This window comes from Sphingomonas sp. NIBR02145, from assembly GCF_027359115.1.
Taxonomy (GTDB): Bacteria; Pseudomonadota; Alphaproteobacteria; order Sphingomonadales; family Sphingomonadaceae; genus Sphingomonas; species Sphingomonas kyeonggiensis_A.
Map to the genome: position 1 here is coordinate 1,223,965 of NZ_CP114791.1, position 25,774 is coordinate 1,249,738.

The following is a 25,774-nucleotide window of genomic DNA, read 5'->3' on the forward strand; positions in this document are numbered from 1 at the left end:
CTTGAACTGCTCCCCGGCGAAAGCCGGGGCCCAGGGTCACAAGCGACATCGTTCCTGGCCCTGGGCCCCGGCTTTCGCCGGGGAACCAGGAGGTATAATGGTCTTCGACTTGCGAGGCGCGCTGCTCAAAAAGGCCGAGGTCGAATCGGCGCGCCTCGACGATTTCGAATTCCGTCTGCGCGCCCGTACGATGCGCCTCCTCGCGCCGTTGATGGGTGTGGAGCCCGACCAGCTGGTCGCCCGCATCGCCGTGGAGCCCGACGAAGCGATCCTGGCCTCGCTCCCCGAAACCGCCCGCGCCTGGTACGAGGAAGCCCGAACCGAAGCCCGCCGCCAGCTGATCGCCGAACGCGGCGATCCCACGCCCTACAAGCTGGCGTGATTTAGCCTCTTCCAATGTAGGATTTTGCCTGACACGCTCGTCAGGTTCTTTCTCATCGCAAATAGATCTGAAGCATAATCCGGCGCGAGATCAGTTCACCGCCTCACCCGGATCGGTGCCCCAGATATGGCTCTGCTCGATATAGCCGCCGCGTCCGGCGACGTCGAACCAGCACCAGCCGCTGGCGCAGCGGCTCACCCGGCCGACAACGCCCGGTGCCGCGCGCCAGCTTACGCGGGCATTGAAGCGCGGTGCGTCACGCATCTCGCTCACCGTGCCGATCACCATCGCGGTACGCACATCGTCGAGCAGGTTCGCCAGCATCCAGCCCTGGGTGCCGTCGGGATCCTCGACCTTGCGCCACTCGCCATAGATGTCGATCACCTTGAGCGGCAGCCCGCGGCGCTGGTAGAGCCAGTTCGACGGATAGTTGCGCCCCGGCCCGGTGCGCATCCGTGCCTTCTCGGCCTTGATCGAAACGAAATAGGGCGTCTTGCGCTGTGCGAATGCAGGAACGGCCAGCCCCAGCGCGACGACGCCGAGCACGACCCATTTCCCGAAACGCATGCGACCCCCATGAATATTGTGTGTGGGAACCGTTTACCCTGAGCAGCCCCTCGCCATCAACCGTTGACTGGCGCCCCTGCACCGGCCAAGCCGCCTTTTATGGCACAAGGCCCGCGCCCTTCCCGCCCCCGGGTGATCGTCACCCGCGCGCTGCCCGAGAGCATCGAGGCGCGCATGGCCGAATTGTTCGATGCGGCGACCAATCCCGGTGACGTGGCCCTGACCCGCGATCAGCTCGCCGCCGCGATGGCCGATTGCGACGTATTCGTGCCCACCGTTACCGACCGGGTCGATGCCGCGCTGATCCAGGCCGCGCCCGATCGCCTCCGGCTGATCGCCAATTACGGCGCCGGCGTCGGCCATATCGATCTCAAGGCCGCCCGCGAGCGTGGGATCACCGTGACCAACACTCCCGGCGTACTGACCGAGGATACTGCCGACATGGCGATGGCGCTGGTTCTCGCCGTGCCACGCCGGCTGGTCGAGGGCGATGAACTGGTCCGCCAGGGCGCGTGGAAGGGCTGGGCACCCACTTCGATGCGCGGCCACCGCATCGGCGGCAAGAAGCTCGGCATCCTCGGCATGGGGCGGATCGGCCAGGCCGTCGCGCTCCGCGCCCGTGCCTTCGGCCTGCAGATCCATTACCATAATCGCCACCGCCTGCCCCAGGTGCTCGAGGCACAGCTCGGCGCCACCTGGCATGGCGAGCTCGATTCGATGATCGAGGCGGCGGACATACTGACCATCCACACCCCGCATACCGATACCACCGGTGGCCTGATCGACGCGCGCCGGCTCGACCTGCTTGGCCCCAAAGGCTGGCTGATCAACACAGCCCGCGGCGAAATCGTCGATAATGAAGCAATGATCGCGGCGCTGACCGAGGGCCGCATCGCCGGTGCCGGGCTCGACGTCTATGTGGGCGAGCCCGCCGTCGATCCGCGCCTGATCGCGCTGGATAATGTCGTGCTGCTCCCGCACCTCGGCTCAGCCACCTTCGAGGGCCGCGAGGACATGGGCGTGAAGGTGATCTCGAATATCCGTGCCTGGTCCGACGGACATCGCCCGCCCGACCAAGTACTCGATGGCTGGGTGTAGTTTATCTTATAAATACTTTGGATTATCTGGAACAATAGCTCCAATCCGGAGCATCTTCCGTCCAATTAACCAAGGTCAGCAAGTCCTCGGTAAACGCATTTCCACGTAGTTATACCCTACGCAAAGCCACCTATAGGGTGCACCGCAAGGGGGACTTGAATGCAGCCGAGAGAATCGAGGCGGGAGGTCGTCATTCCCGCCCAGATGCGCAGCAAGCGAGGATGGTCTGACGTAACCATCCGCAACATCTCGCCGCATGGCATGATGTTGCTGGCGCCGTTCCCGCCCAGGCCGGGAACCTATGTCGAGGTCCGCCGGGCCTCGCTGGCGATGGTCGGCCGGGTCGTGTGGGTGAAGGGCAAGACGCTCGGCATCCAGCTGATCGAGCGGCTGAACTTCAACGCCCTGCTACGCGCCGCCAACGAAACCCTGGCCATCAGCAGCAACCGCGCGGCGCGGAACAACGAGCCGCAGGTACCGGCCCCGGCGCTGCCGGCCGATACCTCACCAGGCATCTTCCAGAGCTGGCTGCGTGCCGGCATCGACCTCATCCGCGGCCAGAGCCGCCGCGACACCGCCACGGCGGATTTGACCGAAGCTTCCTGACGACTTTCCAAGACGTGGCCTAAGCCACGCAGGAAACCCCTCGATCGCCCTTAGTCGCCCGTCAGGATCCGGTCCACCAGCTGCTTCACCGTCGGCACGAAACCGTTCGAATAGAACGGGTCCCGCTTGAAGTGATAGGCAGCGTGCCCAGCGAACATCAGGTTCTCGTCGGTCGGGCCGCCATGCGCGATGTCCTGCAGCGTCTTCTGGATGCAGAAGCTGCGCGGGTCCGCCAGTCGCCCGGTCGAGTTGGTCTCGGTATCCGCCCAGGACGAGAAGGCGCACTGGCTAAGGCAGCCCATGCAGTCCTTCTGGTCGGTGCGGATGATCTGCTGCTCCTCGGGCGTGACGAACACCAAAGTGTTGTCCGGCGTCTTGAGCGCGGCGGTGAAGCCGTTGCCGAACCACTGGCGCGCGCGCAGCAGGTCGTTGCGCGTCACCCAGAAATTCTTGCCCTTCACGCCCACATCGAGCTGGAAGGTGTGGTCGCCCGCTTCCTCGGTCGAATAGGGGATCTGGCGCTCCGAGCGCGCTTCGAGGTTGCGCAGGAACGGGTTGCGCACGGCGCTCGAATAGAAGCCGGTCGGCGAGAAGCGGTGCAGCAGCACTTCGCCTTCCTCGATCTGGGTCAGCTTCGATTTCCAGCCCTGCGGGATCGGGCTTTCCTGGGTCAGCAGCGGGCGCGTGCCGAACTGGAAGGCGATCTTGCCGAGCTCGGGATTGTCGATCCAGTCGTTCCAGTCGCGCAGGAACCAGACGCCGCCGGCCATCACGATCGGCACATCGTCCGAGATGCCGCCCTCGCGCATCACCGCGCGCAGTTCCTTGACGCGCGGATACGGGTCCTGGGGCTGCAACGGGTCCTCGGCATTCGACAGGCCGTTATGGCCGCCGGCAAGCCAGGGATCCTCATAGACCACCGCCGCCAGCCATTCGCTCGCCTTGGAATAGGCGCGCTTCCACAGCGCGCGGAAGGCGCGGCCCGAGCTGACGATCGGCAGGTAGTTGACGTTGTACGACGCCGCGATCTCGCTGAGCTTGTAGGGCATGCCCGCGCCGCAGGTGACGCCGGCCACCATGCCGCGGGTGCGCTCGAGCACGCCGTGCAGCACGCGCTGCGCACCGCCCATTTCCCACAGCACGTTGATGTTGATCGCACCCTTGCCGCCGGCGATCTCGAAGGCCTTCTTGACCTGCTGGACGGCGCCTTCGATCGCATAGGCGATCAGCTCTTCATGGCGCTCGCGGCGCGTTAGTGCGTTGTAGATCTGCGGGATGATCTTGCCGTCGGCATCATAGCTGTCGGCATTGACCGCGGAGACCGTGCCGATGCCGCCCGCGGCGGCCCAGGCGCCTGCGCTGGCGTGGTTGGTGGCAGCCACACCCTTGCCCCCCTCGACGATCGGCCAGACCTCGCGGCCGTTGTACAGGATGGGCGACAGACCCTTGAACACAGAACCTCCAGACTAAAAATTCGGGCGACGCTAGACGCATTGGACGCAACAAGCGAGCAACATTCGTTATTGCAGTGCGTCAGGTCGTCCCATTGCGGCGCCATAGAGCCGCGCATAGGCGGCGATCATTTCGCTCTCATCGTAGAACGCACGGGCGCGCGCGCGGTTCTCCTCGCCGACGAGCTTGCGCTCCTCGGGATGCTTCACGAACATGTCGATCCGGTCGCGCAGCACCACTTCGCTGCGCTCGGGGGGCAGGAAGTGGCGGTTGCGGTCGCCGACCATCGAAGGGATGTCGCCCACCATCGGCGCGACCACCGGCAATCCGGCGGCCATCGCCTCGAGCACCGAAAGCGGCGCCTGCTCGCTCTTCGAGGAGAGCGCGAACACGTCGAACAGCCCCATATAGCGATGCGGCTCGCGCAGGAATCCGGGCAGGATCACGTCATCCTCGATCGCCATTGCCTCGGCGGCATCGAGTATGGCCTGGCGCTCGGGCCCCTCGCCCACGATCACCAGCTTGAAGCGCGTGTTGAGCCCGGCGACGGCGCGGACCAGCATCGGCAGGTCCTTGACCGGCCGTAGCCCCGCCACGGCACCGACCACCAGCGTGCCGGGCTTCTTCTTCTTGAGTTCGGGGATCAGCTCGACATCGGGCTTGCCGGCGAACTGCATCGTCGGGATGCCGTTGGCAATGCGGAACAGCCGTTCGGCCGGCTGGCGCCAGTGCTTCAGCGCGATCCGCTCCAGCACTTCGGAAGGCACCACCAGCGCGTTGGCGGCGGGCAGCGCGATCCGGCGATACATGTTGCGCACCGGGTTGAGCCGCTCGGCCTCATCCTGGTTGAACCCATCCTCGTGGTGGATCACCGGCGGCAGGCCCTTGCCGAACACGCGCGCCGCCATCACCCCGTCGATCGCGCCCCAATTATAGGTCAGCACCAGGTCGAACCGGCGCATGTAGCGCGCGATCGCCTCATAGCGCTTCGCGGACGGCTTGCCGGAGAGCGGCGGCGGATCCAGCGCGATCTCGTACTTGATCCCCTGGGCGATCATCGCCCGCGCCTCGAGCTGGTCGGGCATCGCCGAGACGATCGTGTGCCGCGCCTTGTCGCCGAACGCATTCATCAGCCGCACGGCGCGCGCTTCCTTGCCGCCGAGGTTGAAGGTCGAATGGAGATGGAGGATGTGGATGGGCATCGTTGGAATGGCTCGATAGTCAATCCGTCATCCCGGCGAAAGCCAGGATATCGCGCGGCAAGAGTTCGACACGTGCCACGGAATCCCGGCCCGCGTCGTGACGGCGATCAAATCTTCGCCAGCAGCCGCTCGATCCCCGCCACCGCCTCCGGCTCCTCCAGCGTCGGTGCATGGCCGATGCCCGGCACCGTCACCAGCTCGGCACCCTGCACCCGCGCCACCATCCGCTCGGCGGTATCCTCGCTCAGGATATCCGAGCGCTCGCCGCGCACGATCAGCAGCGGGCGGCCGTTCATCGCCTCGATCGTCGGCCACATGTCCGGCCCGGTCTCGTTGCCCGGCACGCGGAACGGCTCGGCGATCTTCATGTCATAGTCCAGCACGATCCGCCCCGAGCTGTTCACCCGGTAGAGCCGCTTGGCCATGCGCAGCCAGTCCTCGATCCCATAGTCCGGATAGACATCGGCATTGCCCTCGGCGACGCCGCGCGCCGCGTGCATCCAGGTCGGGTACCACACCGCCTTGCCGACATAGGTGCGGATCCGCGCCAGCCCGGCCGGATTGATCTCGGGGCCCACGTCATTGAGCACCACGCCCGCCAGCTTGTCGCGCTCGGTGGCGGCGAGCAGCATCGTCACCAGCCCGCCCAGCGAGGTGCCGACCGCGACGAACTTCTCGACCTTCAGCTCCTCGAGCAGCGCCTCGACGTCCTGGAAATAGGTGAGCGGCACATAGGACATCGGGTCCTTGGCATATCCGCTCTCGCCGCGCCCGCGGAACTCGACGCACAGCACGCGCCACTGCCCGGCCAGCCGCTCGGCCAGCGCCTCATAGTCGCGCGCATTGCGGGTCAGCCCCGGGAAGCACAGCACCGGCGGCTTGTCCGCCGGGCCTGCATATTCGCGATAGTGGAGACGAATCCCGTCCCGCGACCACCAGAAACCGTCGGAATAGTTGCGTCGCTCGGCCATCCTTCCCCATATCGCTGCATGGACTTCACTCCGCAACAGGCGATCCTCGAACTCGGCGACAGCTTCTACGATCCCGTAGCAGCCGCACGCTTCCCGCAGACCATCCTGCGCTTCCGCAACGACCGCGCCGCGGCGCAGGTCGGGCTGGACGGCCTGTCGGACGAGCAATGGATCGCTCATTTCGGCCGCTTCGAACCGCTGAAGGGCAGTCTCCCGACTCCGCTGGCGCTGCGCTATCACGGCCATCAGTTCCGCGTGTACAACCCCGAGATCGGCGACGGCCGCGGCTTCCTGTTCGCGCAGATGACCGACGTGCAGGGCCGGCTGCTCGACCTCGGCACCAAGGGATCGGGCCAGACGCCGTACAGCCGCTTCGGCGACGGCCGACTCACCCTCAAGGGCGGTGTCCGCGAGATCCTCGCCACCGAGATGCTAGAGGCGCTGAATGTCGAGACCAGCCGCACCTTCTCGCTGATCGAGACCGGCGAGGAGCTGCACCGCGGTGACGAGCCCTCGCCCACCCGCTCCTCGGTGCTGGTCCGGATGAGCCACGGCCATATCCGCATCGGCACCTTCCAGCGCCTCGCCCATTTCCAGGAGACCGAGGCGATGGAGCGCCTCGTCGCCTATGTGCTGCGCCACTATTATGGCGAGGAACCCGGCGAGGACGCTCCCGCCCGGCTGCTCGCCCATGTCGCGAGGCGCACCGCGACGATGGCCGCGCGCTTCATGGCCGCCGGCTTCGTCCACGGCGTGCTCAACAGCGACAATATCAACGTCACCGGCGAGAGTTTCGACTACGGCCCGTGGCGCTTCGCTCCCTTCTGGGAATCGGGCTTCACCGCCGCCTATTTCGACCATGCCGGGCTCTACGCCTTCGGCCGCCAGCCCGAGGCGATCTACTGGGACGTGATGCAGCTCGCCATCGCGCTGCGCCAGATCGCCGACGAGGAGCCGCTGATCGCGGCGATGGAGGGCTTTGCCGAAGTCTATCAGCGCGAAGTGACCGCCGCGCTGCTCTGGCGGCTCGGCGTCGCCCCGCGCAGCGCCGAGGCCGACCGGGTGCTCGCCGGCGTGCTCGAAAAGGCACTGGCGGAGACGCTCACGCCGATCGACCAGTTCTTCTTCGATGCGTTCGGCGGCACGCTGCCCGAGGAATATGGCGAAGCATTCGACGATCTGCGCGGCCAGCTCGCCTTCTACCAGCCCCGCAAGGCCCGCGATCACGCCTATTGGAGCGGCACGCCCTGCTCGATGCTGATCGACGAAGTCGAGACGATCTGGGCGTCGATCGCCGAGTCGGACGATTGGGGGCCTCTCCACGCCAAGGTGGCGGCGATCCGCCGGATGGCGGAGGCCCTTGGGGGTTCCGATAAGGCATAGCCATCGTCAGAAACGTGCCGGGGCCTGGCACTGGCCTCGCCGCGAAAATTGGTGCAAGAGCGCCTGAACCTTCCTGAAAGACCAAGTTCCCCTACATCGATGCCCGGCACGGAAATCATCTCGACCGAACCCGCAACCGGCGCCGTGCTGTGGCGCCAGATGAGCGGAGACGCCGACAAGGAAGTCGCCCTTGCGCGCGCCAGCTGGGCCGCCTGGGCCGCCCATCCCCTTGCCTATCGGATCGAAGCGCTGCGCCGCTTCGCGAACGTGGTGCGGCAAAAGGCGGATGCCTTCACCGACCTGCTCGCGCGTGAGACCGGCAAGCCGCTCTGGGAAGCGCGCACCGAAGTCGAGACGGTGATCGCCAAGGTCGATATCTCGATCACCGCCTATTCGGAGCGCACCGGCCAGCGCCGCATCGATGCGCCGATGAACACCCGGCTGGCGCTGCGCCACAAGCCGCACGGCGTGCTGGCGGTGCTCGGGCCGTACAATTTCCCGGTCCACCTGCCCAACGGCCATATCGTCCCGGCGCTGCTCGCGGGCAACGCAGTGGTGTTCAAGCCGTCGGAGAAGACCCCGGCCTCGGGCGCTTTCCTGGTCGATTGCTATCACGCCGCCGGCATTCCGGAGGGCTGTGTCCGCCTGCTGATCGGCGGTCCGGACGAGGGCAAGGCGCTGGCCGGCCACCCGGATATCGACGGTCTGCTGTTCACCGGCTCGGCCAATACCGGCATCGCGCTCAACCGCCAGTTCGCCACCCGGCCCGAGAAGATCCTCGCGCTCGAGATGGGCGGCAACAATCCGATTGTCGTGTGGGACACGCCCGATCTCTATTCGGCCGCCGTGCTCGTCGTGCAGTCCGCCTTCACCACCGCCGGCCAGCGCTGCACCGCCGGCCGCCGGCTGATCGTCGACGAGAAGCTCTACGATCCGCTGATGGCCGAGCTCAACAAGCTGATCGGCCGTCTCATCATCGGCGAGCCGCATGCCGATCCCGCCCCGTTCATGGGGCCGGTGATCGACAATGACGCCGCCGACATGCTCACCGAGAGCTTCCTTGCCCTCTCCACCATGGGCGGCCGGCCGCTGCGCCACATGGAGCGCCCGATCGAGGGCCGCCCCTTCCTCACCCCTGGCATGATCGACATGACCGAGGCGAAGGAGAAGGTCGATGTCGAGCTGTTCGGCCCGATCCTCCAGGTCTTCCGGGTGAACAGCTTCGAGCAGGCGATCGTCGAGGCGAACGACACGCGCTACGGCTTGTCCGCCAGCCTGGTCTCGCAGGATCCCAAGCTCTACGATCAGTTCTGGGCGAACATCCGCGCCGGCATCGTCAACTGGAACCGCCCGACCAACGGCGCGTCCTCGGCGGCGCCGTTCGGCGGCGTGGGCTGGTCGGGCAACCACCGTCCCAGCGCCTATTACGCCGCCGACTATTGCGCCTATCCGGTGGTCTCCTCGGAGAGCGAATCCTCCCGCGCCTCGATGGGCATCGGCCTGCGCGACGCCTGAGCCAGCTGGACTTCTTGGTTCCCCGGCGAAAGCCGGGGCCCAGGGTTTCTCTGCCGTGCCGCTCTATTACCCTGGGCCCCGGCTTTCGCCGGGGAACAACAAGGCTGAGCACAGCCACCTCAAGGGGCCGCGCCCAGCAACACTTTGTTACCGTCGCGTCGTTGAAGCGGCCATAACCGCCCCCTAGATTATCCCTTGCGGACCGGGCCCCTCTGGCGAGGGCTTTCAAAGCCCTCGTGATGTCGGACCGCATCGAGCGCGCTCGGTGCAGGTTTGGACGGTACTCCCCCTTCCCTCCCCACCAAGCCTGAGCCGGGTGCCGCTCGATCGAACTTGCTTCGATTGGAGTTTTCGCACGTGAACCCTCTTTACCAGATCCCCCGCACCGGCGCTGCCGCGGCGCGCTTTGACGAGGGACTGCGCCAGCACATGCTGGGCATCTATCGCAACATGGGGATCGGTCTGGCGATCACCGGACTCGTCGCGCTCGCCGTGGCGAACACGCCGGTGCTGGTCGCGCTGATCTTCGGCACGCCGCTCAAGTGGGTGGCGATGTTCGCGCCCCTCGCCTTCATCTTCTTCTTCCAGTTCCGCATCGAGCGGATGAGCACCGCCGGCGCCCGCACCGCCTTCTTCGCCTTTGCCGGCGTGATGGGCGTGTCGATGGCGAGCATCTTCCTGGTCTTCACCGGGCAGAGCATCGCCATGGCCTTCTTCGCCGCCGCAGCGATGTTCCTGGCGCTCAGCCTGTTCGGCTACACCACCAAGCGTGACCTGACCGGCATGGGCACCTTCCTGTTCGTCGGCCTGATCGCGGTGGTGCTGGTGAGCATCGTCAACGTCTTCATCGGCTCGACGATGCTGCAGACCCTGCTCTCGATCGTCGGCATCGGCGTGTTCGCCGGCCTCACCGCCTGGGACACGCAGCGCCTGAAGAGCGAATATGCCTATTACGGCCGCAGCGAAGCCGCCGACAAGCTGGCGATCATGGGCGCGCTCTCGCTCTACCTGAACCTGATCAACATGTTCCAGCTGCTGCTGAACCTGGTCGGCGAGAGGGAGTAACCGGCATGGCCAGCTTCACCTGCCCCGTCGACGGCACCGTGCTGGTGCCGGTCGAGCGCTCGGGGATCGAGATCGACCATTGCCCCAGCTGCCGCGGCGTGTGGCTCGATCGCGGCGAGCTCGACAAGATCATCGAGCGGAGCGCCGTTCCGGCGGCACCCGTTCAGGCCCAGGCGCCACAGCCGCAATATCGCGAAGAGCGCCCGCGCTACGACGATCGTGCCGGCTACGGCCATGGCGGCGGGAAATATCCGCCGAAGCGCCGCAAGTCGTTCCTCGAGGAACTGTTCGACTGATCCTTTCCCAGCCCGTGTGCACGGCGCAGTCACACGGGCGGACGGGAGCGCGGCCCTTCCCCCCCTCACCTGCGAGGGTCGCGCCCCGTCCAACCCCACTTCCTCCCCGCGCCACACTGGCTATCATGTGATCGCTAACAGGGGAGGAAGACCATGATTACCCGCAGGTCCGTGCTCGGATCGACCGCTGCCGCCCTGGGCGCCGCCGCACTCCCCCTTCCCGCAACCGCAAGCGCCCCCGGCGACTTCGTCGCCCGCAAGGGCAAGGGCCTCCTTTTCGGCGGCAAGCCCTATCGCTTCGCCGGCAGCAACATGTGGTACGCCGCATGGCTGGGTGCCGACGCGCCCTGGGGCAATCGCGACCGCCTCCGCCGCGAACTCGACACGCTGGCTGGCATCGGCGTGCGCAACCTCCGCATCGCCGCCTCGGCCGAGGATTCGCCGCTCAAGAACTCGGTGAAGCCCGCCTTCCGCACCCGGGGCAACGCCTGGAACCCGGCGCTGGTCGATGGCCTGGCCTATGCGCTCGCCGAGATGGGCAAGCGCGACATCAAGGCCGTGCTCTACCTCACCAATTTCTGGGAATGGTCGGGCGGGATGATGACCTACCTGTCCTGGGTGAATGGCGGGAAGTATCTCGACATGAACGACCCCGCGCATCCCTGGCCCGAATTCCCGGACATGACCGCGCAGTTCTACGCGAACAGCGAGGCGGTCGGCCTCTTCCACGACTATGTCCGCGCCACCGTGAAGCGCCATGCCGGCGACCCCACGATCATGGCCTGGCAGCTCGCCAACGAACCGCGCCCGGGCGGCAGCCCCAAGTCCGCCGAGCCTTTCCTCGCTGCGTATAATGGCTGGATCCAGAGCACCGCGAAGCTCATCAAGTCGCTCTCGCCCAGGCACCTCGTCTCGACCGGCAGCGAGGGCCTCAAGGGCTCGATCGAGCGCGCCGATGTCTACAAGGCCGCGCATGCCTTCCCCGAGATCGACTATCTCACCGCGCATATCTGGCCGCTCAACTGGGGCTGGGTCGATGCCAGGAACATTGCCGGCACCAACGACGCCAGCTTCGCCAAAGTGCGCGAGTATATCGCTCAGCACATCGCGCTGGCGACCGAGATCGGCAAGCCGCTTGTGATCGAGGAATTCGGCTACCCCCGCGACGGTGGCGGCTATGATCCGGAGAGCGCGACCAGCTTCAAGGACGGCTATTACAAGCTGATCTACGACGCGGTGGAGGCCAATCCGGGCATCATCGCCGGCTCGAACTTCTGGGCATGGAACGGCGAAGGCCGCCCGGTGCACGGCGACCACCGCTTCAAGCCCGGCGACACCGCCTGGCTCGGCGACCCGCCGCACGAACCGCAGGGCTGGTACGGCGTGTTCGACAGCGATGCGAGCACACGGGCGGTGGTGGCCGCCCATGCGAAAGCCCTCGCCCCGGTATAGTTTGGCTAGGCCGGGGCCAAGCAAGCGTCGGTTGAAGCAAAAGGTGTCGGGGCGCATCTGCCACTGATGGCGACCCTTCTCGATCCAACCGCGCGCGGGCGCGTGATTCTCGTTGGTGCCGGCCCGGGCGATCCGGGCCTGCTCACCGTGCGCGCCGTCGAGGCGCTCAAGCAGGCGGACGTGCTCGTCCATGACGGCCTTGTCGATCCCCGCGTCCTCGATCTCGCGCCCCAGGCCCACCGCATCTCGGTCGCCAAGTCGCGCTCGAAGCACACCGTGCCGCAGGACGCGATCAACGCGCTGATCGTCGCGCATGTGAAGACAGGCGCGATCGTCGTGCGCCTCAAGGGCGGCGACCCGTTCATCTTCGGCCGCGGCGGCGAGGAAGTCGAAGCCGTGCGCGCCGCCGGGCTCCCGGTGGAAGTCGTCCCCGGCATCTCCGCCGCGCTCGGCGCTGCCGCCGAGGTCAACCTGCCGCTCACCCACCGCGACTGGTCGAGCGCGGTCAGCTTCGTCGCCGGCCAGTGCAAGGGCCTGTCCGAGCAGGACTGGTCCGGCCTGGCCGGCAAGGGCCGCACGCTGGTGATCTACATGGGCGTCGCCACCTGCCCGGACATCAGCGAGAAGCTGATGAACGACGGCGTCTCGCCCGACATGCCCGTCGCCGTGCTCGAGCGCGGCACGCTGGAGGGCAGCCGCGCGCTGCGCACCATCCTCGCCGATCTTGGGCCGATGGTGAGCCGCGAGAAGGTCAAGAGCCCCGCGATCATCATCGTCGGCGAAGTCGTCATGCTGGCCGACGCCCAGGACAAGCTCGGCCAATGGGCCAAGGCGGCGGAGGCGCTGGCATGAAGCTGCTCACCGGCAACGATCTCGCCAGCGGCGACGTCACCTGGTGGACCGGCTCGGGCTGGTCGCGCCATGTCGAGGACGCCGTCGATGTCGGCGACCAGGGCGAGGCGATCGCCCATGCCGAGGAGGGCGCGCGCCGCGTCAACGGCCCCTATGTGATCGACGCGACCCTTACGCCCGAGGGCCCGCGCCCCGCGCATATCAAGGACCGCATCCGCGCGCTCGGCCCCACCGTCCGCCCGGACCTGACCCTCAAGCCCGCCGACCCCAATGCCGGCAGCTGGGTGATCTGACATGTACAAATACGACGAATATGACCATTCCATCGTCGCCGCGCGCGTCGAGGAATTCCGCGACCAGGTGACCCGCCGCCTAGCCGGCCAGATCACCGAGGACCAGTTCAAGCCGCTGCGGCTGATGAACGGCCTCTATCTCCAGCTCCATGCGTACATGCTGCGCGTCGCGGTGCCCTATGGCACGCTCGACAGCCGCCAGATGCACATGCTGGCGCACATCGCCCGCAAGTACGATCGCGGCTATGGCCATTTCACCACGCGCCAGAACCTCCAGTACAACTGGATCAAGCTCGAGGACGCGCCCGACATCCTCGCCGAGCTGGCGACGGTCGAGATGCATGCCATCCAGACCAGCGGCAACTGCATCCGCAACATCTCCTCGGACCAGTTCGCCGGCGCGGCCGCCGACGAGCTGACCGATCCGCGCCCCTGGGCCGAGCTGCTGCGCCAGTGGAGCACCTTCCACCCCGAGTTCAGCTACCTGCCGCGCAAGTTCAAGATCTGCGTGATCGCCGCCGAGGAAGACCGCGCGGCGATGCGCCTCCACGATATCGGCATCCAGATCGTCGAGAAGGACGGCCAGCTCGGGGCCGCGATTTACGTGGGCGGCGGCATGGGCCGCACCCCGATGATCGCCCCGCTGATCAAGGACTTCGTGCCCTTCGACGATTTCGTCAGCTATCTCGAGGCCTGCCTGCGCGTCTACAATCGCTATGGCCGCCGCGACAACATGTACAAGGCGCGGATCAAGATCCTGATCCACGAGCTCGGCGCGGACAAATACGCCGCCGAGGTCGAGGAGGAGTTCGCCGCGGTGAAGGCGCTCGGCATCGATCCGCCCCAGGCCGAGTTCGACCGCATCGCCGCCCATTTCGCGCCGCCCGCCTATGACGCGGACGCGCCCGACGCGCTCGATCGCAGCGATCCCGATTTCGCCGTCTGGCTCGACCAGAACGTCTCGGCGCACAAGCAGCCGGGCTATGCGGTCGTCACGATCAGCCTCAAGCCGATCGGCGGCATTCCCGGCGACGCCACCGCCGACCAGATCGACCTGATGGCCGATCTCGCCAAGGCCCATAGCTTCGACGAGCTGCGCGTCACCCACGCCCAGAACATCGTGCTGCCGCATGTCCGCAAGGCCGATCTCTACGCGCTCTGGCAGCAGCTGCGCGACGCCGGCCTGGCCGAGGCCAATCTCGACCTGATCAGCGACATCATCGCCTGCCCGGGCCTCGACTATTGCAGCCTCGCCAACGCCCGCTCGATCCCGCTCGCGCAGAAGATCGCAACGCGCTTCTCGGACATCGGCCGCCAGCGCGAGCTCGGCGAACTGAAGCTCAAGATCAGCGGCTGCATCAATGCCTGCGGCCACCATCATGCCGGCCATATCGGCATCCTTGGTGTCGATCGTAAGGGCGTCGAGAACTACCAGCTGCTGCTCGGCGGCTCGGGCGCGGAGGACGTGTCGCTCGGCACGATCACCGGCCCCGGTTTCAGCGAGGACGGGATCGTCGACGCGATCGAGAAGGCCACCAACGTCTATCTCGCCCGGCGCGAGGACGGCGAGCGCTTCCTCGACACCTATCGCCGCCTCGGCATGGCCCCGTTCAAGGAGGCGATTTATGGGTGATCTACTGCGCTACCGCGACGACGAGGCGCATGAGGAGCCTGCGGTCACGCTCGACGCGTTCCTCGGCCAGTCCAACGCCACGGCCGTCCGCATCGAGAGCGGCGAGGACGCCCGCGTCCTCCTCCCCTATCTCGATCGCATCGCGCTGGTCGAAGTGAGCTTCCCCAAGTTCCGCGACGGCCGCGGCTATTCCACCGGCCGCATCCTGCGTGAGGCAGGCTATCAGGGAGAGCTGCGCGCCCAGGGCGATGTGCTGGTCGACCAGATCCCACTGATGCGCCGCTGCGGCTTCGACAGCTTCGCGCCCGAGGCGCCGGTCGACGAAGCCGTGCTCGCCGCCAGCCTCGCCCGCTACGAGTTCCACTATCAGGCTGCCGCCGATCCGGCGGTGCCGGTATGGAAACGCCGGCATGGCTGAGGCCGCGCGCAAGGTGGACCGGGAGATCGACCGCATCGACGTCGCCCCGCGCTGGACGGCGGCCGACGCGATCCGCCTGAACAACCTGTTCCGCGGCACCGACACGCCCGAGATGCTGCGCGAAGTGCTGGGCAACCACATGCTCGGCGACGTCGCGCTCGTTTCCTCCTTCGGCGCCGAGAGCGCGGCCCTGCTCCATCTCGTCGCCCAGGCCGATCCGAACACGCCGGTGATCTTCCTCGATACCGGCAAGCATTTCCCCGAGACGCTCGCCTATGTCCACGAGCTCGCGGAATTCATCGGCCTCACCAACCTCCAGATCATCGCGCCCGATGCCGAGACGATCGAGAAGCGCGATGCCACGGGCCTGCGCTGGTCCTATGATCCGGACGGCTGCTGCGAGATCCGCAAGGTCATCCCGCTCGAAAAGGCGCTGGCCGGCTTCGATGCCAGCATCACCGGCCGCAAGGCGTTCCAGGCCTCCACCCGCAACGCCCTGCCCCGCTTCGAGCTCGACGGCGACCGGATGAAGTTCAACCCGCTGGCCAGCTGGACCAAGCAGGACATCGAGGCCTGGTTCGAGACGCACGACCTGCCCCGCCACCCGCTGGAGGCGCAGGGCTATCTCTCGATCGGCTGCGCGCCCTGCACCAGCGTGGTCAAGCCGGGCGAAGACCCGCGCTCGGGCCGCTGGCGCGGCTGGGACAAGACCGAGTGCGGCATCCACACGCCGGTGGAAGACGGCGACCCCAACCAGCCGAGCTTCTGATAGCCTGGGGGCGATGTCGATTCGTCCCCTGCTTCCGCTGTTCGCGCTGCTCGCCACCGCGAACGCCCCCGCTCCCGACTGGCGCCTTGGACCCGGCGAGGCCCCGGCGCATTTCGCCGCCCGTATCCTCGGCCGATCCGAAGGCGATCTGAACATCGTCGATGCGGCTTGGAACACCCGCCGCACGATCTTCACCGACTATCAGCGCACCGAACGCGAGAAGGACTACAACGTCACCTATCGCGAGCTGTTTGCGCTCGTGCAGCAGCCGGCCGGTGACTGGCGGAAGATCGCCGTCACCACCGGAGAGGAAGAAGGCGGCGAGGCGGAAGTCGCGGCGGTCGGCTTCGCCAATGCCGATCGCGATGCGGACCGCGAGCTGATCGTCATCCTCAAATGGCCGCAGCAGCATTACGACTATAGCGGCGCCTTCTACGAGGTCCGCCTGTTCGACACGCCCGCCGCCGGCAAGCCAGCGCTGGCCTATCTCGAAGGCGTCAGCAAGAAGTTCGGCGGCGTCGGCTGCGAGTGCAGTTCGCGCGAGGGCGGCGACACCCACTATCGCTTCAAGACGATCGCCGCGGTGAAGCAGGAGCTGAAGCGGCTGGGTTACTGAACCGGGCAGCTATATCCCACCGGCTCGCTCCACCCCTTGTCCAGTGCGCGCAGCGCCCGATCATAGGCCGGATCGCGGGTTACCCGCACCTCGCCCATCCGCGGCGGAACCAGGCATTGCGGCCACAGCCCATGATTTTCCGGGCTCTCCTTCCAGGTGAAGCGGAAGGCGAGCAACGGGATGCCGATCTCCATTCCCGAATTGGGCAGGGTCAGCTCCCATTTATAGCCGCTGGTGTTGCCGCCATGGGTGCCGCCCACTTCCTCGCCGACGAGCAGCCCGCGCCGGGTCGCGAACAGCATGGATGCGAGTTCGGCACCGCCTGAAAAAGTGTAGCCGCCGGCCAGCACCGCCAGCTGCCCCTTGTAGACCGGGCTGGCCTTTTCCCAGCGCGTCATCAGCCCCTCGGGCGGCGCGTTGATGCGCAGCAGGTCGCCGTTGGGCGCCGCCTCCACCGTCTTCAGCTCGTCCGCGTCGTAGATTTCCTGCTCGAACACCTTGCCCGACAGGCTGGTCACCCGAAGCTTGTTCGGCCGCGAGCGGACCGACGCGTATTTCTGGAACGGCTCCTCGACCAGATAGGACAAGAGGATGCTCTCGTTCGGCTCCGATCCGCCGCCATTGTCGCGCAGGTCGAGGATCAGCTTCTTCGCGCCCCGCGCGGCAAGCTGCTCGAAGATCGCCTGGATCGTCTTGCGATAGTCCGCCCCCGCCGCCCGGTAGCGCCGGTTGCTGAACGTCGGGACGTAGAGATAGGCGGTATCGGCATTGACCCAGCTCAGCGTCGCCACCGGATCGGGATCCGCCGGCGGCGCCAGGCGGGCGCTGACCGGCACCGGCTTCAGCCGCCGCGTCATCAGCTTGCCGTCGGGCAGCTTGAGCTCCACCAGATAGTCGGGCTCGTTGCCGCGCAGCCACCACCGCGCCACCGCATAGCCGCGCCCCTCCCGGTCGCGCATCACGCCGGTACGGTTGTCGCCGTCATGCGGGCTCACCTGCATCATCTCGGCGATCATCGAGGAATCCCAGGTGCCGTTCAGCCAGGTCAGCTGGGTGCCCGGCGGGATATCCGCGGCTTCGCCATAGCCCGCCGTGACGAATGCCCCATTGTCGGCCCAAAACAGGTCGAGCGGGAACAACCGCGCCGATTCCCGGTACCGGCAGTTCATCCCGTCGCCGCGCGCGACCGAGAGATGTCCCTCGCCGATCCCGCGCAGCAACGGGCTCAGCGCGCGGAACAGTTCCTCCTCGCTCGTCGCTTTAGCCGCTTGCGCGCGCGCCACGGCCTTGCGCCGCGCCCAGTCCTCGGGCCTTTGCCGCCAATGGATATCCGGGAGCCCCGCCTCGGCCGCGGAGATCGCCAGTTCGAGATCCTCCCGCGCCTGTTCGGGCGTGAGCTGGCCGGCCGGGCAGGCGATCGCAAGAGCAAATGCCAGGAACATGCCTGTTTGATACGCCGGCGTATCGAACCGCGTCGACAGAATATCTCAATCCAATGCAGATCTTCGCCGGCTTGGTTCCCCGGCGAAGGCCGGGGCCCAGTCTCGGCGCAGCTGGTTGGAACGGTCAAACCTCTCGAACGACGTCGCAACAGTCCTACCCGCAGCAGAACGCGACGCGCCTATACCCGGTTAGCGCTCGCGCATGATCCGCTCGACCCGGTTGGTCAGGTCGTCCACCGCGAAGGGCTTGGTCAGCACTTCCATACCATGCTCGATATGGCCGTGGTTGAGCACGGCGTTCTCGGCATAGCCGGTGACGAACAGCACCTTGAGTTCCGGCCGCGCCACTCGCGCCGCATCGGCCACCTGCCGGCCGTTGAGCCCGCCCGGCAGGCCGACATCAGTGATCATCAGGTCGATCCGCTCGGCCCCCTCCAGCAGCCGCAGGCCCGCCGGTCCGTCGGCGGCCTCGATGCAGGAATAGCCCAGTTCGCCCAGCGCATCGACGATCAGCATCCGCACGGTCGGCTCGTCATCGACCACCAGCACGGTCTCGCCGGCATGGCTGCGTGCCACGGCACCGCCGCCCAGTTCAGGCGCGGGCGCGTCTTCCTCGCCCAGGTGCCGGGGCAGGTAGATGCACACCATCGTCCCCTGGTCGAGTTCGGAATAGATCCGCACATGGCCATGGCTCTGCCGCGCGAAGCCATAGACCATCGACAGGCCCAGCCCCGTCCCCTCGCCCAGCGGCTTGGTAGTGAAGAAGGGATCGAACACCCGGTCGAGGATGTCGCGCGGGATGCCGACGCCGGTGTCGCTCACGCACACCGTCACATATTGCCCCGGATCGAGCCCGCGCTCGCGCGCCGTGCGGTGGTCGAGCCATTTATTGCCCGTCTCGATCGTGATCTTGCCGCCGCCCGGCATCGCGTCGCGGGCGTTGATGCACAGGTTGAGGATCGCATTCTCGAGCTGGTTTGCATCGACCAGGGTCGGCCACAGCCCGCCTGCCGCGATCGTCTCGACTTCGATCGCCGGGCCCACCGTACGCTGCACCAGCTCGACCAGGTCGGTGAGCAGCCGGTTGATCACGATCGCCTTGGGGGACAGCGTCTGCCGGCGCGAGAAGGCGAGCAGCCGGTGGGTCAGTGCCGCCGCCCGCCGCGTGGCGCCCTGCCCGGCGGTAAGGTATTTGTCGACGTCGCGGTTGCGCCCCTGCGACAGCCGCGTCCCGATCATCTCGAACGCGCCCGAGATGCCGGCGAGCAGGTTGTTGAAGTCGTGCGCGATCCCGCCGGTCAGCTGGCCGACGGCTTCCATCTTCTGCGCCTGGCGCAGCGCCTCCTCGGCATTGCGAAGCCGGGTCTGTTCCTGCAGCCGGTCGGTCACGTCATAGGCGAACTGATAGGCGCCGATCTGCTTGCCTGCGGCATCGTGCAGCGGGCTGAAGCGCACTTCGTAGAAATGCTCCTCGTCGCTGCCCTGCCCGGTCTCGACGATCTCGGTGAAGCTCTCGCCCGCCAGCGCCCGCGCCCAGAGCGCATCGACCGAGGCGCGCAGCTCGGCATGGTTGACCACCAGGTCGGCCATCCGGTCGCCCACCCGCGGATAGACGCCGAATACCGTCTCGAACTCGCGCGCCGCCGCGCCGTTGATCGCCACCCAGCGCCGGTCCATGTCGACCACCTGGATGAACGCGGCGGTGCCCTCGACCACGTCCGCGAGCACCCGCCGCTCGGCCAGTGCGTCGGCGACGCGGGCCTCCAGCGTCTCGTTGAGCCGCTGGAGATCGATCTCGGCCCGCCGCCGCTCGGTCACGTCCTCGAACAGCACCGCCACCTGCCTGCGGCTCGCCGGCTCGATCCGGAAGGCGGAGAGCGACAAATAGCGCCGCGTCGCCTCCAGCTCGCGCTCGAAGCGGATCGGCACGCCGGTGCGCAGCACCTCGCCGTAGCGCGCCACCCAGTCGCCCGCCTCGTCGGGCACCATCTCGCGCACCTTCTGCCCCACGACATTGGGGATGCCGGCATGGCGCGCATAGGCGGCGTTCGCCTCGACATGGACATAGTCGCTCAAGGGACCCTGCGGCCCGTCGAGAAACTCGATGACGCAGAAGCCCTCGTCCATCGAATCGAACAGCGTGCGGTAGCGCAAATCCGCCTCGTCGCGCCGCCGGAGCTCGCGCCGGGCGTCGAGCTGGGCCATCACCTGGCGCGCCAGCACCTTCAGCGTGCGCTGCTGCAGCTCGCTCAGCTGCTTCGGCACGGTATCGAGCACGCAGAGCGTCCCGATCGGCCAGCCTTCCGCCGACTTGAGCAGCGCGCCCGCATAGAAGCGCAGGTGCGACTCGCCGGTCACCAGCGGATTGCAGTCGAACCGCCCGTCCCGCGTGGCGTCCGGCACCTCGAGGAAATCCGCCTCCAGGATCGCATGCGCGCAGAAGCTGGTCTCCAGCGGCGTCTCGCGCACGCCCAGCCCCACTTCGGCCTTGAAGAACTGCCGGCCCTCGCCGACCAGGTTCACCACCGCGATCGGCGTGCCGCAGATGTCCGCCGCCAGGCGCGCGATCTCGTCGAACGCCGCCTCGGGCTCGGTATCCAATATGTCATAGGCCGCGAGCGCCTCGAGCCTTTGCCGCTCGCGCCCTTCCGCCATGTTCTCTGTCATCGACCCGGGGAAACCGCTCTCTCCACCACGCCGCGGGACCGCGACGCTAGCTGCTAGACGCTTGGCGGGCGATTTGGTTTCGATGCGCTACCGAAACCATCAATAACCGCCGGGCGCCAGGTCGCTGAACTTGGTGAACTGGCGGTCGAAGCGCAGGTCGACCGTGCCGGTCGCGCCGTGACGCTGCTTGGCGATGATCACGCTCGCCTTGTTCGCCACCTGCAGCTGGTGGTCCTGCCAGGCCTGGTATTTCGCGATCTCGTCCGGCGTCGAGTTGCCGTCGGGCACCTTGGGCGCCTTGAAATCGTGGTAGTATTCGTCGCGGTACACGAACAGCACGATATCGGCGTCCTGCTCGATCGAGCCCGATTCACGAAGGTCGGAGAGCTGCGGACGCTTGTCCTCGCGGCTTTCCACCGCGCGGCTGAGCTGCGACAGCGCCAGCACCGGCACATGAAGTTCCTTCGCCAAGGTCTTGAGACCACGGCTAATTTCCGAGATTTCCTGCACGCGCCCGTCGCCCGATGCCTTGGCCGAGCCGGTCAGCAGCTGGAGATAGTCGACCACGACGAAGCCGATCTTGTACTGGCGCTTGAGACGCCGCGCACGCGTGCGCAGCGCCGCGATCGTCAGGCCCGGCGTATCGTCGATATAGAGCGGCAGCCGCTCGAGATCGCCCGCCGCCCGCGCGAACTTCATGAACTCCGGCCCGGAGATATTGCCGGTACGCAGCTTCTCCGACGACACTTCGGACTGTTCGGAAAGGATACGCAGCGCCAGCTGGTCGGCCGACATTTCGAGGCTGAAGAACGCCACCGGCGCGCCGATCGACTTCTCCTCGGGGATCCCCGCCTCGATATCGTCGAGGTAGCGCTTGGCCGCGTTGAACGCCATGTTGGTGGCAAGCGAGGTCTTGCCCATGCCCGGCCGGCCGGCAAGGATCAGAAGGTCGGAGCGGTTGAGACCGCCGGTCATCGCGTTGAAGTCGGTCAGGCCCGAGGTGATGCCCGATACGCTGCCGCCCGAATTCATCGCCCGCTCGGTATGCCGCACCGCCGTGACCGCGGCGCGGTTGAAACTCTTCGCGCCCGTATCCTCGCCGCCCTTTTCCGCGACTTCGTAAAGCTTTAGCTCGGCCTGTTCGATCTGCTTGGCAGGATTGATCTCCTGGCTGGTATCGAGCGCATTGTCGACCAGGTGGCGCCCCACGCCCACCAGAGCGCGCAGCACCGCCAGGTCATAGACCTGGTCGGCGAAGGCGCGCGCGCCGATCAGGCTGGCCGGGTTGCCGGTCAGCTGCGCGAGATAGGCCGGGCCGCCCAGCTCCTTCATCGCCGGGTCCGCCGCGAACAGCGGCTTGAGCGTCACCGGCGTCGCCAGCCGGTTGTCGCCCACCATCGTCGCGATCGCGTCATAGATCCGCCCGTGCAGTGGCTCGAAGAAATGCTCCGGGCGCAATTTCTGCAGCACGTCTTCCGCGACTCGGTTGTCGATCATCATCGCGCCGAGCAGCGCCGCTTCCGCCTCCACGTTCGCGGGCAGGCTCAGGCCTTCGGGAGAATCGGGAATCGGAAGGGGGATCGGTTGCGCCATCTCCATCCTATGCGCACCGCCCGGCGTTTCCGGCAACCGCACAGCTTGTGGAAAACGGTAATAGGTCCCAAAGCAAGGCCGATATGGCCGCAGATCCGCGCATCATCGACGTCACGCTCGACGAGCGCACGATTCTGTGGCGCTCGGCCGATATCGAGCAGGAGCGCCGGATCGCGATCTTCGACCTGCTCGAGGACAATCACTTCGCCCCCCAGCGGCACCAGGCGGACGGCTATGCCGGCCCCTACAAGCTCCACCTCGCGGTGCAGGAAGGCCGGCTCGCGCTCGAGATCAAGCGCGAGGACGGGTCCCAGCAGGAGACGCTTGTCCTCGGCCTGGCGGCATTCCGCCGCCCGATCCGCGATTACTTCGCGATCTGCGACAGCTATTATGCCGCGATTCGCAACGCCACGCCCGCCCAGATCGAAACCGTCGACATGGCACGGCGCGGCATACACAATGACGCGGCGTCGCTGCTCAAGGAACGGCTGGAAGGCAAGATCGACGTGGATTTCGACACTGCCCGGCGCCTGTTCACGCTGATCTGCGTGCTCCACATAAAAGGTTAGGGACGTTGCACATCCGCGTTCTCGTACGCCGGCTGCGCTTCGTCGTGCCGGCGCTTTTGCTTCTGGCCCTGCTCGGCTGGAGTGCCTGGCTGTTCGCCTCGCGCTGGCGCCCCTCGCCCACCGATTTCCCGGTCCAGGGTGTCGATGTGTCGGAGGAAACCGGCCCGATCGAATGGTGGACCGCCAAGAAGGCCGGCATCGACTTCGCCTATATCCGCGCGACCAGCGGCGCCCAGGCGCGCGACCTGCGCTTCCCGGAGAACTGGCGCTGGACCTTCGAGGCCGGCATCCGCCGCGGCGCGCTCCACGTCTATTCGCTCTGCCAGCTCGCCGCCGACCAGTCGGGCAATTTCATGAGTACGGTGCCGCGCTCGGATGACCAATTGCCGCCCGCCGTCGAGATCGATTTCCAGGCCGAATGCCGCGCCCGGCCCGAGCGCCAGGTGGTGATCGGCGAGCTCGGCCGCTTCCTGCATGACGTCGAGACGCATATCGGCAAGCCGGCGATCCTGCTGGTCTCGAGCCGCTTCGAGGACCAGTACCGCCTCAGCGACGCCTTCCCGCGTCTGCTCTGGGCGCGCCAGGGCTTCTTCCCCCCCTCGTATTTCGCGCGGCCATGGTCGATATGGCAGGCAAACCGCCACCGCCGGATCGAGGGCGTGGGCAAACCGGTCAATTGGGATGTGATGGCGAAATGAGCGAAGTGAACCCCAGGGCGCTGATCGAGGCCGCGCGCGAAGCCTCGAAGAACGCCTATGCCCCCTATTCGAACTTCGCCGTCGGCGCCGCCGTGCTGCTGTCGGACGGCAGCGTCGTGACCGGCGCGAATTTCGAGAATGCCAGCTACGGCCTGTCGCTCTGCGCCGAGACGGTGGCACTGGCCAGGACCAGCAGCGACGGCCGCCTCAAGGACGTGGTCGCGATCGGCGTGATCGGCGGCCGGATGGGCCACGCCGACACCGCACCGGTCAGCCCCTGCGGCCGCTGCCGCCAGATCATCAACGAAGCCGCCCAGCTCGGCGGCCGCGACCTGCCCGTCTTCTGCGGCGGCGCGACCGGCGACGAGATCGCCGAATACACGCTCTCCCAGCTCCTCCCCGCGGCCTTCGGGCCGCGCGACCTCGGCATGGCCTGATCGCGGGCGCATCGACCTTCCCGGCGATCCAGCAGTTCCCCGGCGAAGGCCGGGGAACGGGAAGTGGAAGCGCAAGTGTCAACATCGCGCTCCCCTCGCTGCATGCATTCCCCTCCCCGCAAGGGCGGGGAGCAACAGCTCCCCACCTCCGGCATTGCCCGCAATCGGCGCGTAACCGGATCTTAGCTACGATCCCGCTATCCCGGCTCGTCCGGCTGGCGGAGCGCTCGCAATGGATGGTGTATCGATCGCAAAGCAGGGAAATCGACGCCCGGCGGCCCCGTTGGCGGCGATCCTGCTTGCCTGGCCGCTCGTCCATCTCGCCGCGCTGCTGCTCGTTCCCGCCCAGGCCAAGCCGCTTTCCTTCGCCTTCCTGATCCTCGCCCCGCTCGCCGCCGCGCTTGCCTGCGGCCTGCGCGCCCGGCGGCGGCGCAATGCCGATGGCTGGATCGCACTCGCGCTGGCGATGCTGCTCTGGGCAAGCGGGATGACGGTGAACATGTGCGCCGATCTGCTGCTCGCCGATGCCGGGCCGATCACCGGGCTCAGCATCCTGTTCTATGTCCTGTACGGCGTGCCGCTCACCTTCCTGGTCGCCAGCCCCGCGCGCGATCCCTGGCCGGCCCGGCTGGTCGACGGGCTGCTCGCCGCGGCGCTGGGCTGGATCTTCTGGGTCCATACTTTCACCTTCGCGACGATCACCGATGCAAGCGCCGAGGGCGTGCTCAACCTGCGGCTGATGTTCGACATCCAGAACCTGTTCGTGCTGCTGTTCGCGCTGGTCCGCCACCGGGCGAGCACCGATCCGCAGCGCCGCGCCCTGTTCGGTACGCTGGCGCTGTTCGCCGGCGCCTATCTGCTGGTCGCCGGCTATATCAATCACTTCCAGATGGAAGCGGATTTCGGCCAGCTCCCCGATGTCCTTATCGGTCTTCCCTTCCTGCTGCTCGCCTGGCTGGCCCTCCGCCCCGCGCCATCCTCTCTCGAGCGCAGGCACGCATCCTCGCCGCGCTTCTCGCTGCTGGTCCATGCCGGCAGCCCGCTGATGCTGCCGCTGACGCTGCTCGCCGTATCCGGGCCGCTGATCTCGCGCGCGCCGGGCCTGGCGGTGGGCGGCTTCATCGCCGCCTTGCTCGGCTACGGCCTGCGCAACATCCTCGTCCAGATGCGCAGCTTCGACGAGCGCGATCGCCTCACCCGGCTTTCGCGGATCGACGCGCTGACCGGCCTCGCCAATCGTCGCCAGTTCGACGAGACGCTGCTCGCCGAATGGAACCGCGCACGCCGCTCGGGAACCCCGATCGCGCTCGCCCTGATCGACATCGATCATTTCAAGCAGCTCAACGACGGGCTTGGCCATCCGGTCGGCGATGCCCGGCTGCGTTCGGTCGCCGAGGCGCTGGCCGCCACCGCGACGCGCGGCGGCGATCTGGTCGCGCGCTATGGTGGTGAGGAATTCGCCGCGATCCTGCCCGGCATCGATGCGAACATCGCGGCCGATCTCGCGGAGCGGATGCGCCGGGACATTGCCGGGCTGGGCCTTGCGTCCCCGGCCCCGGGCGGGATCGTGACCGTCAGCATCGGCCTCGCCGCGCTTGTCCCGGATGCGGCGAGCGAACCGGCCGAGCTGCTCGCCATGGCCGACTCTGCGCTCTACGGCGCCAAGCGCAGTGGCCGGAACGCGGTGATGCAATGGCAGGTGGAAGCCCCGGCGATACCGGCGCCCGGTCCCAGGCCGCTGCGCGGCGCGGCCTGATCCCCCCGAACGAGGCTCTTGCAGCCGCGCCCCGGATCGGGA

25 protein-coding genes are annotated in these 25,774 nt (G+C 67.1%); 18 read left to right on the top strand and 7 right to left on the bottom strand.

What is annotated here, in order from left to right; translation table 11 throughout:
* Nucleotides 1-97: 97 nt before the first annotated feature.
* Nucleotides 98-382 (top strand): hypothetical protein, encoded by a 285-nt coding sequence (locus O3305_RS05685; RefSeq protein WP_269575523.1) that lies wholly within the window; start codon nucleotides 98-100, stop codon nucleotides 380-382.
* Nucleotides 383-472: 90 nt separating this feature from the next.
* Here O3305_RS05685 and O3305_RS05690 read toward each other — a convergent pair whose 3' ends face one another.
* Nucleotides 473-949 carry an SH3 domain-containing protein gene (locus O3305_RS05690; RefSeq protein WP_184165581.1) on the bottom strand — a complete coding sequence of 159 codons (477 nt, stop codon included), beginning with the start codon at nucleotides 947-949 and terminating at the stop codon, nucleotides 473-475.
* Nucleotides 950-1,048: 99 nt separating this feature from the next.
* On the opposite strand from O3305_RS05690, the gene O3305_RS05695 reads away from it, so the two are divergent.
* Together O3305_RS05695 and O3305_RS05700 are read left to right on the top strand one after the other, a co-directional pair.
* Nucleotides 1,049-2,047, top strand: a complete 999-nt coding sequence (locus O3305_RS05695) for a 2-hydroxyacid dehydrogenase (protein WP_269575524.1) — start codon at nucleotides 1,049-1,051, stop codon at nucleotides 2,045-2,047.
* A gap of 204 nt (nucleotides 2,048-2,251) precedes the next feature.
* Complete coding sequence (locus O3305_RS05700) at nucleotides 2,252-2,653, top strand: PilZ domain-containing protein (protein ID WP_269575525.1); 402 nt, start codon at nucleotides 2,252-2,254, stop codon at nucleotides 2,651-2,653.
* A gap of 50 nt (nucleotides 2,654-2,703) precedes the next feature.
* Here O3305_RS05700 and O3305_RS05705 read toward each other — a convergent pair whose 3' ends face one another.
* The 3 genes from O3305_RS05705 to O3305_RS05715 form a co-directional block, all read right to left on the bottom strand.
* Nucleotides 2,704-4,107, bottom strand: coding sequence for an NAD(P)H-dependent flavin oxidoreductase (locus tag O3305_RS05705; protein ID WP_269575526.1), 1,404 nt, complete (start codon nucleotides 4,105-4,107; stop codon nucleotides 2,704-2,706).
* A gap of 66 nt (nucleotides 4,108-4,173) precedes the next feature.
* Nucleotides 4,174-5,307, bottom strand: coding sequence for a glycosyltransferase family 4 protein (locus tag O3305_RS05710; protein WP_269575527.1), 1,134 nt, complete (start codon nucleotides 5,305-5,307; stop codon nucleotides 4,174-4,176).
* 107 nt (nucleotides 5,308-5,414) lie between these two features.
* On the bottom strand, nucleotides 5,415-6,278 hold the full coding sequence (locus tag O3305_RS05715; protein WP_269575528.1) for an alpha/beta fold hydrolase: 864 nt from the start codon (nucleotides 6,276-6,278) through the stop codon (nucleotides 5,415-5,417).
* A gap of 18 nt (nucleotides 6,279-6,296) precedes the next feature.
* Between O3305_RS05715 and O3305_RS05720 the strand changes: the two genes are divergently transcribed.
* The 11 genes from O3305_RS05720 (at nucleotide 6,297) to O3305_RS05770 (ending at nucleotide 16,570) form a co-directional block, all read left to right on the top strand.
* Nucleotides 6,297-7,661 carry a protein adenylyltransferase SelO family protein gene (locus O3305_RS05720; protein WP_269575529.1) on the top strand — a complete coding sequence of 455 codons (1,365 nt, stop codon included), beginning with the start codon at nucleotides 6,297-6,299 and terminating at the stop codon, nucleotides 7,659-7,661.
* A gap of 99 nt (nucleotides 7,662-7,760) precedes the next feature.
* On the top strand, nucleotides 7,761-9,176 hold the full coding sequence (gene astD, locus O3305_RS05725; RefSeq protein ID WP_269575530.1) for a succinylglutamate-semialdehyde dehydrogenase: 1,416 nt from the start codon (nucleotides 7,761-7,763) through the stop codon (nucleotides 9,174-9,176).
* A gap of 357 nt (nucleotides 9,177-9,533) precedes the next feature.
* A complete protein-coding gene (locus tag O3305_RS05730) occupies nucleotides 9,534-10,241 on the top strand; it encodes a Bax inhibitor-1/YccA family protein (protein WP_269575531.1) in 708 nt (235 codons plus the stop codon).
* Between the two features lie 5 nt (nucleotides 10,242-10,246).
* Nucleotides 10,247-10,537 (top strand): TFIIB-type zinc ribbon-containing protein, encoded by a 291-nt coding sequence (locus O3305_RS05735; protein WP_269575532.1) that lies wholly within the window; start codon nucleotides 10,247-10,249, stop codon nucleotides 10,535-10,537.
* A 153-nt stretch (nucleotides 10,538-10,690) separates the two neighbouring features.
* Nucleotides 10,691-11,989, top strand: a complete 1,299-nt coding sequence (locus tag O3305_RS05740) for a glycoside hydrolase 5 family protein (RefSeq protein ID WP_269575533.1) — start codon at nucleotides 10,691-10,693, stop codon at nucleotides 11,987-11,989.
* A 66-nt stretch (nucleotides 11,990-12,055) separates the two neighbouring features.
* Nucleotides 12,056-12,841 (top strand): uroporphyrinogen-III C-methyltransferase, encoded by a 786-nt coding sequence (gene cobA / locus O3305_RS05745; protein ID WP_269575534.1) that lies wholly within the window; start codon nucleotides 12,056-12,058, stop codon nucleotides 12,839-12,841.
* Nucleotides 12,838-13,134 carry a DUF2849 domain-containing protein gene (locus O3305_RS05750; RefSeq protein WP_269575535.1) on the top strand — a complete coding sequence of 99 codons (297 nt, stop codon included), beginning with the start codon at nucleotides 12,838-12,840 and terminating at the stop codon, nucleotides 13,132-13,134. The genes cobA and O3305_RS05750 overlap by 4 nt, the downstream gene beginning before the upstream one ends.
* Nucleotide 13,135: 1 nt before the next feature.
* Nucleotides 13,136-14,767, top strand: coding sequence for a nitrite/sulfite reductase (locus O3305_RS05755; protein ID WP_269575536.1), 1,632 nt, complete (start codon nucleotides 13,136-13,138; stop codon nucleotides 14,765-14,767).
* Nucleotides 14,760-15,185 (top strand): DUF934 domain-containing protein, encoded by a 426-nt coding sequence (locus tag O3305_RS05760; RefSeq protein ID WP_184165541.1) that lies wholly within the window; start codon nucleotides 14,760-14,762, stop codon nucleotides 15,183-15,185. The genes O3305_RS05755 and O3305_RS05760 overlap by 8 nt, the downstream gene beginning before the upstream one ends.
* Nucleotides 15,178-15,954 (top strand): phosphoadenylyl-sulfate reductase, encoded by a 777-nt coding sequence (locus tag O3305_RS05765; protein WP_269575537.1) that lies wholly within the window; start codon nucleotides 15,178-15,180, stop codon nucleotides 15,952-15,954. The genes O3305_RS05760 and O3305_RS05765 overlap by 8 nt, the downstream gene beginning before the upstream one ends.
* Nucleotides 15,955-15,967: 13 nt before the next feature.
* The gene (locus O3305_RS05770) at nucleotides 15,968-16,570 is read left to right on the top strand and encodes a hypothetical protein (RefSeq protein WP_269575538.1); all 603 of its coding nucleotides are present in this window, start codon (nucleotides 15,968-15,970) and stop codon (nucleotides 16,568-16,570) included.
* On the opposite strand, the gene O3305_RS05775 is transcribed toward O3305_RS05770, so the two are convergent.
* The 3 genes from O3305_RS05775 to O3305_RS05785 all read right to left on the bottom strand — a co-directional run bounded on the left by O3305_RS05775 (nucleotide 16,564) and on the right by O3305_RS05785 (nucleotide 22,272).
* Nucleotides 16,564-18,012: a S41 family peptidase gene (locus tag O3305_RS05775; RefSeq protein ID WP_269575539.1), complete on the bottom strand. Its 1,449-nt coding sequence runs from the start codon at nucleotides 18,010-18,012 to the stop codon at nucleotides 16,564-16,566. The two genes, O3305_RS05770 and O3305_RS05775, sit on opposite strands and share 7 nt — an antisense overlap.
* A gap of 189 nt (nucleotides 18,013-18,201) precedes the next feature.
* Nucleotides 18,202-20,679: a PAS domain-containing protein gene (locus tag O3305_RS05780; protein WP_269575540.1), complete on the bottom strand. Its 2,478-nt coding sequence runs from the start codon at nucleotides 20,677-20,679 to the stop codon at nucleotides 18,202-18,204.
* Nucleotides 20,680-20,778: 99 nt separating this feature from the next.
* Entirely contained in the window at nucleotides 20,779-22,272 is a 1,494-nt protein-coding gene (locus tag O3305_RS05785; protein ID WP_184165533.1) for a replicative DNA helicase, read from the bottom strand.
* A gap of 83 nt (nucleotides 22,273-22,355) precedes the next feature.
* On the opposite strand from O3305_RS05785, the gene O3305_RS05790 reads away from it, so the two are divergent.
* From O3305_RS05790 to O3305_RS05805, 4 genes are all read left to right on the top strand, one after another.
* Nucleotides 22,356-22,841 carry a UPF0262 family protein gene (locus O3305_RS05790; RefSeq protein WP_184165531.1) on the top strand — a complete coding sequence of 162 codons (486 nt, stop codon included), beginning with the start codon at nucleotides 22,356-22,358 and terminating at the stop codon, nucleotides 22,839-22,841.
* Between the two features lie 5 nt (nucleotides 22,842-22,846).
* Nucleotides 22,847-23,539 (top strand): GH25 family lysozyme, encoded by a 693-nt coding sequence (locus O3305_RS05795; protein ID WP_269575541.1) that lies wholly within the window; start codon nucleotides 22,847-22,849, stop codon nucleotides 23,537-23,539.
* The gene (locus O3305_RS05800) at nucleotides 23,536-23,976 is read left to right on the top strand and encodes a cytidine deaminase (RefSeq protein ID WP_269575542.1); all 441 of its coding nucleotides are present in this window, start codon (nucleotides 23,536-23,538) and stop codon (nucleotides 23,974-23,976) included. The genes O3305_RS05795 and O3305_RS05800 overlap by 4 nt, the downstream gene beginning before the upstream one ends.
* A 283-nt stretch (nucleotides 23,977-24,259) precedes the next feature.
* Nucleotides 24,260-25,732: a GGDEF domain-containing protein gene (locus tag O3305_RS05805; RefSeq protein WP_269575543.1), complete on the top strand. Its 1,473-nt coding sequence runs from the start codon at nucleotides 24,260-24,262 to the stop codon at nucleotides 25,730-25,732.
* Nucleotides 25,733-25,774 lie beyond the last annotated feature (42 nt).